Consider the following 13,296-nt stretch of genomic DNA (forward strand, 5'->3'; position numbering starts at 1 on the left):
GGCCGCCGGCGCGGGCGCGGCGCATGATCCGATGTGAAACTGATGTCACGGCCGCGTTCATACGTCAGAAAATAGGCTATTTTTTTCTGACATTGAAGAGTCCTGCAAAACGCGCGAAACGGGTGTTCCCGCCCACGTGCCTTGCGAACGTCAACACGATGCGACGGAGCCCCATTGCGTACGCCAAACGGATCGACATCATTCTGCCTCACACCGCATCGTCGTCATCGAGCGGTCGCTTCTTGTGTGTGAGCGGGATGTCGCCTGCCAACAACTTTTCCCTTCGACAGCAGCTCAGCGTCCTCGAGCGCCTCGAAACCGGCAGCTGGCGCAGCGTGTCGAGCCCGAACTGCGACAGGAAGGTCTTTGGTCGTCACATAGGGTGTAGGGCGCACCCGGCTGCGGATCTTTTCGAGAGGCCAATAAGCGTAGCCAAGGGCTCGTGGCTCCCAGCGCCGCCCCGCGGCCGCGATCGATGGCCACGCATCCCACGCTGATGCGCGTGTTGATCCGTCTGCCGTTGTCATAGCCGTGAGCGGCAATCGCTGCCAGATCATCGCCGGGGCGGATCGGCCGCGTCCAACCAAGCGGACGTGATCAGCAGCACGGCAATGCGCCATCACGGCATTTGACACAAACGCGTCGTTCGATGGAGATTATCCTGACGGAAGCGCAAGACGCTTTCCATGCTAGTCGAGATGATCATGGGCAAACATAGAGACCATCGCGAGCCACGTCGGCGTCGCCGCGACGATGATCCCGCTTCCTTTTCGGAACCGGCTTCCGAACCAAGCTATTTTCAGCGCTTTCCCGCCGCTACCGCGGACGCTCGCGATGCCGAGGTGATATGGTTCAACGCCAGCAAGGGCTTTGGATTTGTGAAATTGTCGGACGGGACCGAGGTCTATCTGCACATCCGCGCGCTCGAGGCGGCCGGAAGCCACGGTGTCTCCGAGGGAACACGTCTCAAGGTCACGGTCGAAGAAAGCTCACGGGGTTGGCAGGTCGCGCAGGTGCTGGAGATCGGCGAGGAGATCGCGAGAACGCCGGCACATACGCGTCTCGCCGGGAGCGACGTCGCGGGGCGGGATGCGCAAGCGGAGAGCGCGGGCACGGTCAGATGGTACAATCCCGAGAAGGGATTCGGTTTCATCTCGCCCGATAGTGGGGAGAAGGACATCTTCGTGCATGCCACCGCGCTGACCCGCTCAGGGATTGCGGTGCTGGTAGAGGGGCAAAAGGTGTTCGTCGAATGCGGACAGGCCAAAAAAGGCGTGGAAGTTCGCAGCATTCGCCTCGCCTAGGCGCGGATTTGTTGGTCCCGCAAGAGTGTCGCGCGACACTCGATCCCGCTTGAGCCAAGACCCTTGATGCACTCGTAGATGCCACATCCGGTTGGGATTGACTGCGGCCGCGTTGCATGAATCGCTCCCTTGGGTGCCGCCATGTCGATGACAATCCATGACGCTCTTATTTGCCACAAATCGTCAATATTTGCTGCTCAGCGGATAATGCTGCAACCAGGAGTCAGAACAAGAGCGGCGACGCCTCTTGCCCGCATCATTCCCCTTCATGGGTGGCGAGGTCGACACGGCTGGCTGCACTTCCAGCTGGAAACCGCGCTACAACCTCGATGGCGTTGCTCGCGCCGGCGCCAGATGCGCGATCTTTCGTCGACTCGTCCTGCCAGCGCGCGGCCGAACCGCAGGTGTCTGTCAGGCACATCTACGTCAGCAAGCTGGCTGCGCCGAGTGGTCGGAGCCGGCTTCGTCCATGTGTTCCGCGCGCAACACTGACAACGGCGAGGGCGATTCACTCGAGCCTCAAATAATCGAGTGACGCGGATCTAGTGACCCTTGTCCGCCAGCCAGAGGCGCACGTCCTGGATCGACCGCATAAGCACGGACGGGTTGTCTCGCGAAGCGATGAAGCCCCAGCTTTGCCAGTAGCGCTCGGCTTCGGCGTCAATCGCCCGGACAACGACCGCGCGGCCGCCGACGATATCGGCCCCGGAGATGCAGCGCTGCAGGGCATCCTTCACCAGCCCGCTGCCGATGCCCTGCCCGGTATAGCGATGATCGACGGCAAGCTGTCCAATCAGGAGGCACGGGATGGGGTCAGGTGGCCTCCCGGTGCGGATCGCACGGGGCGCGCTGTTCGGCTGGATCACGCTTGGCGCAAGACCGTAGTACCCGACAACCTCTCCGTCGTTGTGAACGACCAGCACGCGGGTGAAACCTCGCTCCTGGTTCGTACGGGCAAAGCCGGAGAGCCACGCGTTAAGGGCCGGCTTGCCGCAGTCGAAAGCGTCAAGCCGATGCGTGTTGCCGAGCAATTCAATGCCGGAGAGCGCCACCTAACGTTCCCAGGGTGCTGCCCGTCGCAGTCGTTCGGCCACCTTCGGCGGTGGAGTGGCCGCCGGGGCGGAAATCGCCTGCATGAAGGTGTCGTAGGCATCTGGCGAGAGGCGGATGACGCTCTCATTGAGGATCGCCGCCTGCGCCTCGTGCAATGCGGCGCGGCGCATGAATTCGGTGCGCGACAGGCCGAGCAGTTCCGCGCCACGATCGATGATCGTCAGATCATCGTCCCGGAATCGCATCGAGACAGGTGTTTCCTTTCTCGGGGCTGTGGTGGCCATGTCGCGCTCCTGTGCTGCGACTGTATATACAACGTGTAACGCAGATTGCAATACTTCTCCTGACCCCTGGCAAGCAGGCCGACATCATCATGGTCCGCACCAATGAGGTGGCGGTTTTCCCGCTGACCAACGCCATCGGCACGATCGTGCAGGCGGTCGAACGTTCTGATGTCGACACGGTGATGGTCGCAGGTGCGATCCGCAAGCGCGCCGGCAAACTCCTTGGCGTCGATGTCGCCAAGCTTACGGCCGACGTAACGGCCTCGCGCGACTTTCTGCTCGAGGCAAGCGGCTACCGCCCAGAGCTGTTTGGCCCGTCAACCGCCGCAAAAGCCGCGGCCTGATCCAGCGGCGCCGCCCTGAAGTGGGCGGCGCCCTTAATCCTCAATCAGTTCTCTGGAGGCTTTCATGTCACACTTACCAAAACCGCCGTGAACGAGGCCAAGGCGGCGCGGGTTCACCTGTCCCGTCCCGCGCCCGGTATCATCCTGGCGCTTTTCTGCGGTTATCTCGCTGTCGGCCTGCCATTGCCGGTGATCCCGCTGTTTGTCCACGACACGCTGGGCTTCAGCAATCTCGTCGTCGGTCTGGTGATCGGGATCCAGTTCCTCGCCACCGTGCTCAGCCGCGGCTATGCCGGCCGGTCGACCGACCACTATGGCGGCAAGCGCTCGGCTCTCCAGGGCGCGGCGGTTTGTGCCGTCGGCGGGCTGCTGTATCTAATTTCGGGCACGTCGGGGTTGTCATCGGGGGCAAGCCTCGCCATCGTTGTCCTTGGCCGCCTGGCGGCGGGATTTGGCGAGAGCCAGTTGGTCACCGGTTGCGTCTCCTGGTCGATTGCCTCGGTCGGCCCGGAACGCGCCGGCATGTCCATGTCCTGGACCGGGATCGCCATGTTCGCAGCCCTTGCCATCGGCGCGCCGATCGGCATGGCGCTCTAGCAGGGTTACGGGCTCCAGGCCGCTATGATCGCCTGCATCGTGGCTCCACTCGTTGCGGCGGCGATCGCTTCGCGCGAGATCTCCTACACCAACCCCTCGGGCCGGCGCCTGGCCTTCCACAGGGTGGTCGGCCAGATCTGGCGCGAAGGCCTTGGCCTGATGCTGCAGGGCGCTGGCGTGTCGGGTCTCACCGCCTTCGCGTCGCTCTATTTTGTGGCACGCAACTGGGGAAATGCCGGTCTGGTCATGACCGCCTTCGGCATCGGCTTCATCTTCGTCCGGCTGGCCCTCGCGTCCTTGCCGGACAGGATGAGCGGCTACCGCGTCGCCTTCTGGTCGATGGTGATCGAGGCGATCGGCCAGGCGATGATCTGGGGCGCTCCCGATGAGAGCGTCGCGCTTGCCGGTGCACTGGTCACCGGCCTTGGCTGTGCCCTGATCTTTCCCGCACTCGGCGTCGAGGCGCTGAAACGGGTGTCGCCGGCCAATCGTGGCAGCGCGATTGACATTTTTTACGGTGTCTGGGGTCCCATCGCCGGCGTCATTGTCGGGCAGTTCGGGTACGCCGCGGTCTACATGTTCGGCGCCGCCAGCGCGCTGCTCGGTGCCGCACTCGTTCTCACTGTCCGCAGTCCTCAATCCTGATCCAATTCGCTGCCGCCTGCCCGGGTGTCGACAAAATCGGAAGCCGGGTGCGCCCGTCAGGCGCACCTGACCCAGGCTGGCTCGCCGCCGGGGACGTCCAAAACAGAGGTCACCGGCAAGTATTGCTATCACCTGCGGCAAAAGGACCCCAACCCGCCGCGTAACAATCCGGCGCTGGTGGACGGACTGTTGTGGCCTGCACAGAGATTTCTGGCGTGCCGCTGCCGGCCTGAACCGGTCAGGCCCAACGTTGCGCTCAAGTCCCGTGCCACTGAAGCTTCGCTTTAACTCCTAACAATAAGGAATTTAGATCATGACGATGAACAGACGTAGTTTCTCCGCCACCATGGTTGCCGCCATGGCCGCTTCGCTGGTCGCCAGCCCCGGCATGGCCGCAAATCCTGCACCCGCAAAGGCGCGCAACGTCGTTCTCGTGCACGGACTGTTTGCCGATGGCTCCTGCTGGGCCGAGGTGATCGCACGATTGCAGGCAGCGGGTCTCAACGCAACGGCCGTGCAAAATCCCCTGACGACATTGCCTGAAGCCGTAGCCTCCACCGAACGTGTATTGGCGCGGCAGGATGGCCCAACAGTGCTGGTTGGGCATTCTTTTTCCGGAATGATTGTCACGGAAGCCGGCATGAACCCGAACGTCTCGGCTCTCGTATATGTGGCAGCAAGGGCGCCCGATGCGAACGAGGACTACACGGTGTTGGCCAAGACATTTCCGACGCCGCCGGCATCCGCGGGGATCGTCTTCGATGGTGATGAAGGACGCCTCAGCGAGGCTGCGTTTCTGCGCGATTTCGCCGGTGATCTGCCGGAAGCGAAGGCCAAGGTTCTCTATGCGGTCCAGGGGTCGTTCCAAAAGGCTTTGCTCACCGGCAAGACCACGCATGCGGCCTGGCGGTCGAAACCGAGTTTCTATGCCGTTTCAACCGAAGACCGGACGATCAATCCGGATCTAGAACGCTTCATGGCCAAGCGGATGGGAGCCAAGACCATCGAAGTGAAGGCAAGCCACCTCTCGTTGATCTCTCATCCACACGAGATCACTCAGCTCATCCTGGAGGCCGCAGGACAGCGCGTCTAACGGCTACTGTCAACTCGGAGAGATCGGCCATCGAAAAATACGACAGTGACGTTTGCTGACGTGCTGCTGACGCTGTCCCAACGTATGGGGTGAACAGCTTGGCCCTCTGGCCAGCAACGATGAAGAAACACGCGATCCGCTCCGACCGCGCCCTTGTAGATGCTCATGCACTTGGCGTCGGCGGGTACCGAACCATATTCTCTTTCATTCATTGGCCGCCGACGCCCGCAGGAAGTTTGCGACTTCTTCCTGTGGAGCAGCCATCGCTTGGGTCGCGAAGCAATCCTCGATCGCGAGCGCGAGGGCTTTGACGTCTGCCTCCTGGGTATCATGCGATGTTACCAGACGGGCAGCGCGACATCCGCTCGGCTGCTCGACAAGATAATGGGGAAAACCGCTATCCATCAAGAACTTGCTCTGATCGACGCTCATCTCGACAAAGACCATGTTCGCCTCCGCCGGGTAGAGCGGCTGAATTCCGCCAGCCCGCAATGTCTGGTCGAGCAGGGCGGCCATGGCGTTGCAGTGTCTTGCTGCGTAGAGCCAAAAATCGCTGTCAAGCCACGCACATATCTGGGCCGAAAGAAACCACATCCGGGCACCAAGATGACCCGCCCGCTTCATCATCCTGCGAAATTCCAGGGCATGCCCGGGCGAGAAAAAGATTACCGCCTCGGCTCCGATCGCCCCGCCCTTTGTGGCGCCGAGGCACAACACGTCCACCCCTGCCCGCCAGCTCAAATCCGCCGGTGACGCACCGGTAGCCGCAACGGCATTCGCGAAGCGCGTGCCATCCATATGCACCCGCATTCCGGCAGCCCTCGCGTTCCCGGCCAGAAACGCAATCTCATCAGGACGGTAGACGAGCCCGGTTTCGGTGCTCTGGCTGAGCGAAAGCACAGTCGGCTTGCCGTGATGCACGTCTCCGCTGTCTGCCAAGGACGGTAGATCCTCGGGCCGTATTTTGCCTTGGTGGCTCGCAACAGGGCGCAGGCGTGCCTGAGAATGGAACTCAACCGCGCCGCATTCATCGACGAAGATATGGGAATTGCGGTCGCATATCACCTCTCCGAAGCGGCCAGACAACTGGGCAATGGCAAGCGCATTGGCCGCCGTTCCAGTCAAGATCGGAAAGAACTCCAGCTCGCATTCGAAGATCTCCCCAAGCCTGGCCCGGGTTGCCGTGGTGATGTCGTCCTCGGCATAAGCCGCACCACCGGTCCCCAGCACCTTCAGCAACCGGTCAAGGAGGGCGGGCGCTGGCGGGCTTGTGTTGTCCGAAAGAAACCCAGTCACGCCATCGTCTCTATCGCTGCCAGAATTTCGTCGCGTTTGGTTTCGCCCAGCAATTGAAACAGGCAGTCGCCAGCCCTGCTGCGTCCCATTGTGCGAAGGACGGAAACGGTTCCTCCGTTCGCGAAACGCAGCTCCACAGGGGCCTCCATCGGACATTCCGGCAGGTGCAGATAGCCGGCGAGTTGTCCCGATTCGACAGTATCGGCCAGCCCGGCTAGGGGCTCGAAGACGCCGTCGCTCGGCGCGTACACGAAATCGCCCTGGACGTTGAAGACGAAACGCGTCGGCACTTCGGCGCGCCATCGAGCTTCCATCGCCAGAATGCCCAAATGATTGAGCAAACGATAAACGCAGCGCTCGGCCACTTCGAGCGCCTCATGGTCGAGGCGGCCGCCTCCTCCGAATTCTCCGGAAAGATACATCGCTCCCTTTTGAAGCGCGGCGCGCCCGGCAACCGGCCCGTTTGGGCAGCCGATCTGCGCCCAGGAGAGTGGGGCATTCATAGCCTCCAAGGCCGCGAACGTCCTCTGCGCCATCGCCTTGTCGGTCCCGAGATCGGCATAGGAGCACGACAGGTGGTTCAGCGAACTCCCGCCTGAATGAAGGTCGAGAACCGCATCGCAGTGGACCATCAATTCATCGGCGATGAAAGCAGCGATCCTCCCGGTCGGTGTATCGGCATGGCTCCCGCCGAAGGATCGGTTCAGGTTTCCTGCGTCGAGGGGTGAGGTTCGCAGGCCTGCGGCAACAGCCGGTTGGTTGGCGGCCGGCAACACCAGGATCCGGCCGCGGACGCGCTCCACATCGATATCGCGAATCAGGCGTGCCAGGGCAAGCTGTCCCTCATATTCGTCCCCGTGCGAGCCTGCCATCAGCAGCAGCGTTGGTCCCCGACCATTGGCAAAGACCGCGACCGGGATCGGGATTGTTCCATACGCAGAGCGATGCACGGAATGCTCTAGCCGGATAAGACCGACCTGCCGACCGGGAGCGTCCAGATCGACATTGGTCCATATTGACGACAACGACATCGAACATCTCCACGAGTGGCCGCGACTGCCAACGCAGCCCGAATCAGAGGCGGTCGCGCCCCTACTCTTCGATCCAGACCCGCTCGATGATACGGTCGCCGGACAGGTCTGACACGCTGCTAGGCTCGAAGCCCTTTATCCGGACTGATTTGGCATCGAGGAAATCGGCGAAGACCGGGATCACGCTAGGGCCCTCATCATGCAGGATCGCCTGCAACTCGCCGTAGATTTCCTTGCGCTTATCGAAATCGAGCGTGGCCTTGCCTTCGGAGAGGAGCTTGTCGAACCGGGCGTTGGACCAATAGCTCTCGTTCCAGGCGGAGCCGGTGCCATAGATCAGCGAAAAGGTTTGGTCGATTGGACGATTGAGCCAGCTGGATACGGCGAAGGGCTTCTTCATCCAGGTGTCCGACCAATATCCGTCCGCGGGGCGCCGGATTACTTTGAGTTTAATGCCAGCCCCACCGGCCTTGCTCTGATAGACTTCCGACAGGCTGATCGCTTCCGGCAGAGCAGCATCCGACGTGTAGAGGTCGAGCGACAGTTCTTCGAGCCCGGCTTCCTTGAGATGAAATTTCGCGCGGTCGGGGTCAAAAACACGCTGTTCCAGCGCCTTGTTGAAGTAGGGGTTGTCCGGGGAAATCGGGTGGTCGTTGCCGAGCGCGCCGAGCCCACCCATGACCACGTTCAGCATCGTCTGCCGGTCGCAACCATATTTCAGCGCCTGCCGGACATGATTGTTGCTGGTCGGCTCGGCGTTGAAGGCGCAGATGAATGTCCAATGCACAGCCCCCGGGGAGCGCACCACTTCCAGCGACGCGTTCCGCTTGATCAGGGGCGCAACCTTGCGGTCGAGCTGATTGATCACGTCCGCCGTCCCGCTCTGAAGGGCGGCGAGGCGGGCGGTGGCATCGTTCGTGACGGTCAGGACAACACGCTCGACATGGGCGCGATCGGTCTTCCAGTATTGGCGATTGCGCGCGAGGGTGGCGCGGATCCCCGGCTCGAAACTCTCAAGAACATAGCCGCCGGTACCGACCAGATGGGGCCAGTCGGTAAAACCCGCCGGGACGATCATTGCGTGATAGTCGGCAAAGGTGCGCATGAACTCGGCATTCGCACTATCGAGCTTCAGGGTGACCTCATGGGAGCCAGTGGCCCTGATTTCGGCGATGGCGCCGAAAAGGGACTTGGCGCCGGAGCTCGTGTCGCCGCGGTGGAGGTTGATCGAGTAGACCACATCGTCGGCGTCGAGCGATTTGCCGTTGTGGAACGAAATACCGGAACGGATCTTAAGGACCCAGCCAATAGCGTCGGCACTTTCCCAGCTTTCCGCGAGTTCAGGCGCGAGCGTGCCATCGGGCAGAATTTCCACGAGCTGATTGCAAACGGCAACGCCAACCACCCGCTGCACCTGCTGGGTAAACGTTCGGGGGTCGAGCGAATTGTCCGAGCTGCCGCCGGCCATGGCAAGGCGAAACTCGCCGCCTTTTCGAGGCGTGGCGGCTGGCGCGACTGCCAGTGCCGCCCCCAGAGGAAGCAGAAGCCCGGTGGCGGCACTGGCAGCCAGAAAACCGCGCCTGGTGATCGACGATGTGTAGATGGACATGCAAAGGTCTCTTTCTACCGGTTGATTTGTGTTGATGGGTTGGTGTGAAGATCTTGCATGTCGTCATGCAGGCTGCGTTGCGTATGAATTCGCACAGCTGCGGCAGCGGCTTCTGCATCTTGCGCGAGAATCGCTTCGAAAATCGGCTTGTGCCAGTCGACCAGGTTGATCCGCCGGGGCCAGTTCTTCTCGGACCATCGGTACAACCACTCCGTCTGCGCGGAGATGCTTTCATATTGCCGGAGCAGAAGCTTGTTGCCGCTTGCGCGCACTATGCCGGCATGGAAACCCAGGTCGGCGCGAAGGCGGTCCTCGGCTTCCCCGGTGCACTCGGCGAGGACAAGCCGGTCGTAGGAGGCGACCAGATCTGCCCGCTTATCCCGGTCCAGGTCCGTCGCCAGAAGGCGCACCGATAGCTCTTCCAGGGCGCCACGAACTTGGTAGCTTTCACGCAGCACTTCGCCGTCGACCGCCTGAACGGCCCATCCGACGTAAGGCCGCCGGATCACAAGATTTTCAGCTGCCAATGCCGCCAGCGCTGCGCGGATCGTGCCGCGGGCAACCTGCATTTCATCCGACAAATCCTGTTCGGTAAGACGCAGCCCGGGAGACAGCGTGGCTCCAACGATCATCTGGCGCAGTTGTTGCGCCGCACGATCAACCAGGCTGAGTTTCTCAAGTGCCATCTAACGTTCCTCGGATGGCACCCATCATTGTCGATTGTTAACAATTGTCAATGGAGGATTCGAAATCCCTGACGATTATTCCGAAAACCACGGGCGTTACCGAAGGAGAGCCGGAAGGCGTCACCCATGCGCACATCGTGGAGTTCTCAGAACGTGACACGTTCGAAACCTTCTACGACGACGCTGCGCTCGTTCTGCTTCGCGTTCGCACCAGGGGCGCCTCAGCGCTCCCAGTCTTTCGGGTCCCGCGACATCTGGCCGTGACGGATGTCTGCGCGGATAGTGTAGACGACCTCGTCAGCAATCTTGTATGCGACGCCGACGACAGCAGTGAGGGTCTTGGCGAATATTCGGGCTGCGAGCGGCTGATGTCCTACTTTCGCTTTTCCGAAAGAGTCGACCTCAAGGACTTCGATGAACATTTGCTTTTCCTCGACCATGCCCCATGGGCGTTGACGAGGAGATTGGGCCCGTGGCCTTTTCAAGTCGTGGTCTTGGGTCTGAAATATTCCAAAATGATCCTATGCAGTCCAAAATAGCTCCGGCCGCAGTGTCGAGCTATGCGACCGGCCTAGCGAGCCGCGTCGTCCGGCATTCCCCCCAATCGCAGCCCTTCAATCACCACTTCGACCTGCCGCTGATCGCGCATCATTTGATGGCCGCGGCGGATGTTCGCGAAGTTGGTCTCGGGCGAAACCTTGCGCAGAGCTTCGACCCAGCGGGATGCTGTATCGAGCCGCCCAAGGAAGGCGTTGGCCGCTACCAGCATGGAATGGGTGATCGCGTTGCTGGGTGACACAGCATAGGATCGGCTCGCCCATTCGAGTGCCTCCTCGAAGCGGTCCTGCAGGATGCGGATATGGGCAAGCCGCGTCAGCGTCCAGTGGCTGACATAGTCGTTAGGATTGAGCCGCACTGCCCGGAGCAAATATCCCTCGGCCTCCTCGACCTCGCTGGCCCACAGCGCCCCCACCCCGGCATAGCCAAGAACGTGAACGCTGTTAGGATTCTCCGCGGTCGCCTGGCGGATTGCGGCCAGCCCGCTTTCGTACTCGCCCCCGAGCATGATGACCGATATTCCGCCGGTTACGCGGACATTGGCATCGCTGCCCGCGACGGCCAACGCCACACGGGCATACTTGAGACCCTTGAGCCGCGTTTCCTCGGTCGCACCTGGCATTTGCCGGTCGTACAGCGAGGTGTAGGCGATTGTTGCAATGGCGATCGCCGGCGGGAAATTGGGGTCGAGTGCCAGCGAGCGCTCGATTAGTTCGATCGCGCTCAGTGTGGCGCCTGGTTCTGTCGCCAGGACCAGCGCCATGGCTTCGAGGTAAAGGTCATACGCATCGAGACTGGTCGGCGGCTTCAACCGCGTGCGCTGAATCTCCGCGCGCTTGACCATCGGCTCCACGATCGAGACGACGCTCTCGGTGATACGATCTTGCATGTCAAAGACATCTTCGCGGGCGCCGTCGTAGTGTTGCGCCCAAAGGTGTGCAGCGGTCGCCGCGTCGACCAGTTGGGCCGTAACCCGCACGCGTTTGCCAGACCGCCGGATGCTCCCTTCGAGGATGTAGCGGATGCCGAGTTCGCGACCAATCTCCCTAACGTCCACCGCTCGTCCCTTATAGACGAACGAGGAGTTGCGCGACACCACGGCGAAGGTCTTAAACCGGCTGAGGGCGGTGATCAGGTCGTCGACGATGCCGTCGGCAAAATAGTCCTGGGCAGCGTCACCGCTGAGGTTGTGGAACGGCAGCACGGCGAGAAAGGGCAGCGGCGAGGTCGTTTCCCGCGGCGCTTCGGCATCCACGGTCCAAAGCCGGTAGCCGATCCGCGTAACCGTAATGATCCAATCGCTGTTGTCGGCGCGCTGCCCAAGCGCCTTGCGCAGCGCCGCGACCTGTACTGTTAGGTTGCCCTCTTCGACACTCGTTCCGGGCCATGCGCGTTCCATTAGGTCGGCCTTGGAAACGACTGACCCCGCCGCGTCGAGCAGCGCCATCAGGAGCGCGGAGCTGCGCGCTCCAAGCCCAACATGCTTTCCTTCCCGCGTCAGCGTTCCCTTGCCGCGGTCGAAGGCGAACGGACCAAATGTCACCGAGTCCATCGGCAAATCATAGCATGGACCAAGGATCCCTGTGAGAAGAACGTGATTCCCTCTGGAGTGCCGGAATTGGAATCGCGAAGGTCTGTTTCTGGGCGCAAAGCAGTCATTGGTCCACGACAGGTGCCCAAGCCCAAGTGTCACTTCAAGGTTTAGGGCTGACGCTACCGTGTCACAAATGGTCGGCGACGACCCGGATGTTACGCATTGCGGTGCTGGCTAGGTTACGTCACGCAGGGGTAATCATGCCTGCTGGCCTCCATATCCAGCAGACATGATGAATCGGATATTCTCGCCGATGGGAATCCCTCGCGATTCCATCAGGTCAGATTATGCTCTAGCGGCGGGTTTCCGAGGTCCTCGTCGCCGGCGACGAGCTCGGCAACGCTATCGGCGATCGCGTCAGTCTCGTAGTCGTAGAAGTGCGTAGCGCCGTCTGACGCTGGCGCGTCGATTGAGAATGTCCGATCGGCCGCAACGGTCAGCTGCCGATCGCCGTGGTGCTCGGTCCACATGAACTGCACGATCTGCCCGGGCTCGACGGTCATTTGATAGGACTCGCTCTCTCGTTCGTGGGCGCAGGCCGGGAGGCGCAGCGTCTACGCCTCGCCGGCGCGTTCGATGTAGCCGTCGGGGCTGGCAAGCATCGTCGGGTTCATTTCGTCGAGCCAGGCGGCCGGCACCCAACTGCGGCCTGCGGGAGGCCAGACCTGCGGCTCGGCCGACGGTTCGGCGCAGGCTGAGCACACATCGGGTTCGACCCAATGGCAGGGGACGCCCCCGGTGACGCAGGCGTGTGTCTCAATGCAGCCGCAGACGCGGCAGGCGTTCAGTCATCATAGCGATCGCCTCCGAAATCGTCCTCGTCCCGGTGTGGCGGCGGCAAGTACCGGTGGGGCGGCGGCGCTAGGCGCCGGTTGATGCGCATCACGTTGGTCTCGTCGGTCAGCGTGTAGGAGAAGATCGACCTACCGCCGTAAAAGTGGGTGACCGAGCTTTCGACCGCATAGGACAGCGGCTGACCCTCGACTATCGGTTCCATGATCAGTTTCGGCACGTCGATCCGCATCATCTTGGCCCCGAAGCGCTTGACTTCCATGGCCTTCCCTGCGTGGCTGCTGTGGCCGAAAACCTCGACCATCGCCCATTCGAAAGCGTCGAGCTCCGCCGGCGCGTGTTCTGAGCCGGCGGGCGTAGAGATAAATCATTCCGGCAAGGGCGTGCCGTTGGTGCACCACACCGCGGAG

16 protein-coding genes are annotated in these 13,296 nt (G+C 61.8%); 5 read left to right on the top strand and 11 right to left on the bottom strand.

All coding sequences use genetic code 11. The features are described 5' to 3' along the window. Positions 1 to 686: 686 nt before the first annotated feature. A complete protein-coding gene (locus FJ930_RS30790; protein WP_281408920.1) occupies positions 687 to 1,304 on the top strand; it encodes a cold-shock protein in 618 nt (205 codons plus the stop codon). A 542-nt stretch (positions 1,305 to 1,846) separates the two neighbouring features. On the opposite strand, the gene FJ930_RS27525 is transcribed toward FJ930_RS30790, so the two are convergent. After that, the gene (locus FJ930_RS27525) at positions 1,847 to 2,356 is read right to left on the bottom strand and encodes a GNAT family N-acetyltransferase (RefSeq protein ID WP_141840886.1); all 510 of its coding nucleotides are present in this window, start codon (positions 2,354 to 2,356) and stop codon (positions 1,847 to 1,849) included. After that, entirely contained in the window at positions 2,357 to 2,641 is a 285-nt protein-coding gene (locus tag FJ930_RS27530) for a DUF1778 domain-containing protein (RefSeq protein WP_140745391.1), read from the bottom strand. Between the two features lie 89 nt (positions 2,642 to 2,730). On the opposite strand from FJ930_RS27530, the gene FJ930_RS27535 reads away from it, so the two are divergent. The 4 genes from FJ930_RS27535 to FJ930_RS27550 all read left to right on the top strand — a co-directional run bounded on the left by FJ930_RS27535 (position 2,731) and on the right by FJ930_RS27550 (position 5,320). Further along, entirely contained in the window at positions 2,731 to 2,985 is a 255-nt protein-coding gene (locus tag FJ930_RS27535) for a hypothetical protein (RefSeq protein WP_141840887.1), read from the top strand. A gap of 87 nt (positions 2,986 to 3,072) precedes the next feature. After that, complete coding sequence (locus tag FJ930_RS27540; protein ID WP_181763484.1) at positions 3,073 to 3,582, top strand: MFS transporter; 510 nt, start codon at positions 3,073 to 3,075, stop codon at positions 3,580 to 3,582. 39 nt (positions 3,583 to 3,621) lie between these two features. After that, positions 3,622 to 4,227, top strand: coding sequence for an MFS transporter (locus FJ930_RS27545; RefSeq protein ID WP_181763485.1), 606 nt, complete (start codon positions 3,622 to 3,624; stop codon positions 4,225 to 4,227). A 313-nt stretch (positions 4,228 to 4,540) separates the two neighbouring features. Next, complete coding sequence (locus FJ930_RS27550; protein ID WP_141840890.1) at positions 4,541 to 5,320, top strand: alpha/beta hydrolase; 780 nt, start codon at positions 4,541 to 4,543, stop codon at positions 5,318 to 5,320. Between the two features lie 204 nt (positions 5,321 to 5,524). On the opposite strand, the gene FJ930_RS27555 is transcribed toward FJ930_RS27550, so the two are convergent. The 9 genes from FJ930_RS27555 to FJ930_RS27590 form a co-directional block, all read right to left on the bottom strand. Continuing rightward, positions 5,525 to 6,616, bottom strand: coding sequence for a beta-eliminating lyase-related protein (locus tag FJ930_RS27555; protein ID WP_181763486.1), 1,092 nt, complete (start codon positions 6,614 to 6,616; stop codon positions 5,525 to 5,527). Then, positions 6,613 to 7,647 (bottom strand): succinylglutamate desuccinylase/aspartoacylase family protein, encoded by a 1,035-nt coding sequence (locus FJ930_RS27560; protein WP_141840892.1) that lies wholly within the window; start codon positions 7,645 to 7,647, stop codon positions 6,613 to 6,615. Before FJ930_RS27560 ends, FJ930_RS27555 begins: the two co-directional genes overlap by 4 nt. Before the next feature lie 61 nt (positions 7,648 to 7,708). Next, positions 7,709 to 9,256 (bottom strand): ABC transporter substrate-binding protein, encoded by a 1,548-nt coding sequence (locus FJ930_RS27565; protein ID WP_141840893.1) that lies wholly within the window; start codon positions 9,254 to 9,256, stop codon positions 7,709 to 7,711. 14 nt (positions 9,257 to 9,270) lie between these two features. Then, the gene (locus FJ930_RS27570) at positions 9,271 to 9,942 is read right to left on the bottom strand and encodes a GntR family transcriptional regulator (protein WP_141840894.1); all 672 of its coding nucleotides are present in this window, start codon (positions 9,940 to 9,942) and stop codon (positions 9,271 to 9,273) included. A gap of 221 nt (positions 9,943 to 10,163) precedes the next feature. After that, complete coding sequence (locus FJ930_RS27575; RefSeq protein ID WP_141840895.1) at positions 10,164 to 10,364, bottom strand: hypothetical protein; 201 nt, start codon at positions 10,362 to 10,364, stop codon at positions 10,164 to 10,166. A gap of 149 nt (positions 10,365 to 10,513) precedes the next feature. Beyond that, positions 10,514 to 12,052, bottom strand: coding sequence for a winged helix-turn-helix domain-containing protein (locus FJ930_RS27580; RefSeq protein ID WP_141840896.1), 1,539 nt, complete (start codon positions 12,050 to 12,052; stop codon positions 10,514 to 10,516). 317 nt (positions 12,053 to 12,369) lie between these two features. After that, entirely contained in the window at positions 12,370 to 12,597 is a 228-nt protein-coding gene (locus FJ930_RS27585) for a hypothetical protein (protein WP_141840897.1), read from the bottom strand. Positions 12,598 to 12,648: 51 nt separating this feature from the next. Continuing rightward, positions 12,649 to 12,798 (bottom strand): hypothetical protein, encoded by a 150-nt coding sequence (locus FJ930_RS30180; protein ID WP_181763487.1) that lies wholly within the window; start codon positions 12,796 to 12,798, stop codon positions 12,649 to 12,651. Positions 12,799 to 12,878: 80 nt separating this feature from the next. Beyond that, positions 12,879 to 13,148, bottom strand: coding sequence for a hypothetical protein (locus FJ930_RS27590; protein ID WP_246677053.1), 270 nt, complete (start codon positions 13,146 to 13,148; stop codon positions 12,879 to 12,881). Between the last annotated feature and the right edge of the window lie 148 nt (positions 13,149 to 13,296).

The organism is Mesorhizobium sp. B2-4-15 (assembly GCF_006658505.1).
GTDB lineage: Bacteria > Pseudomonadota > Alphaproteobacteria > Rhizobiales > Rhizobiaceae > Mesorhizobium.

Coding starts and splice junctions, on each gene's coding strand:
- FJ930_RS30790 (WP_281408920.1), top strand. CDS start 687: ATGCTAGTCGAGATGATCATGGGCAAACATAGAGACCATCGCGAGCCA.
- FJ930_RS27530 (WP_140745391.1), bottom strand. CDS start 2,641: ATGGCCACCACAGCCCCGAGAAAGGAAACACCTGTCTCGATGCGATTC.
- FJ930_RS27535 (WP_141840887.1), top strand. CDS start 2,731: ATGGTCCGCACCAATGAGGTGGCGGTTTTCCCGCTGACCAACGCCATC.
- FJ930_RS27550 (WP_141840890.1), top strand. CDS start 4,541: ATGACGATGAACAGACGTAGTTTCTCCGCCACCATGGTTGCCGCCATG.
- FJ930_RS27560 (WP_141840892.1), bottom strand. CDS start 7,647: ATGTCGTTGTCGTCAATATGGACCAATGTCGATCTGGACGCTCCCGGT.
- FJ930_RS27565 (WP_141840893.1), bottom strand. CDS start 9,256: ATGTCCATCTACACATCGTCGATCACCAGGCGCGGTTTTCTGGCTGCC.
- FJ930_RS27570 (WP_141840894.1), bottom strand. CDS start 9,942: ATGGCACTTGAGAAACTCAGCCTGGTTGATCGTGCGGCGCAACAACTG.
- FJ930_RS27575 (WP_141840895.1), bottom strand. CDS start 10,364: ATGTTCATCGAAGTCCTTGAGGTCGACTCTTTCGGAAAAGCGAAAGTA.
- FJ930_RS27580 (WP_141840896.1), bottom strand. CDS start 12,052: ATGGACTCGGTGACATTTGGTCCGTTCGCCTTCGACCGCGGCAAGGGA.
- FJ930_RS27585 (WP_141840897.1), bottom strand. CDS start 12,597: ATGACCGTCGAGCCCGGGCAGATCGTGCAGTTCATGTGGACCGAGCAC.
- FJ930_RS27590 (WP_246677053.1), bottom strand. CDS start 13,148: ATGGAAGTCAAGCGCTTCGGGGCCAAGATGATGCGGATCGACGTGCCG.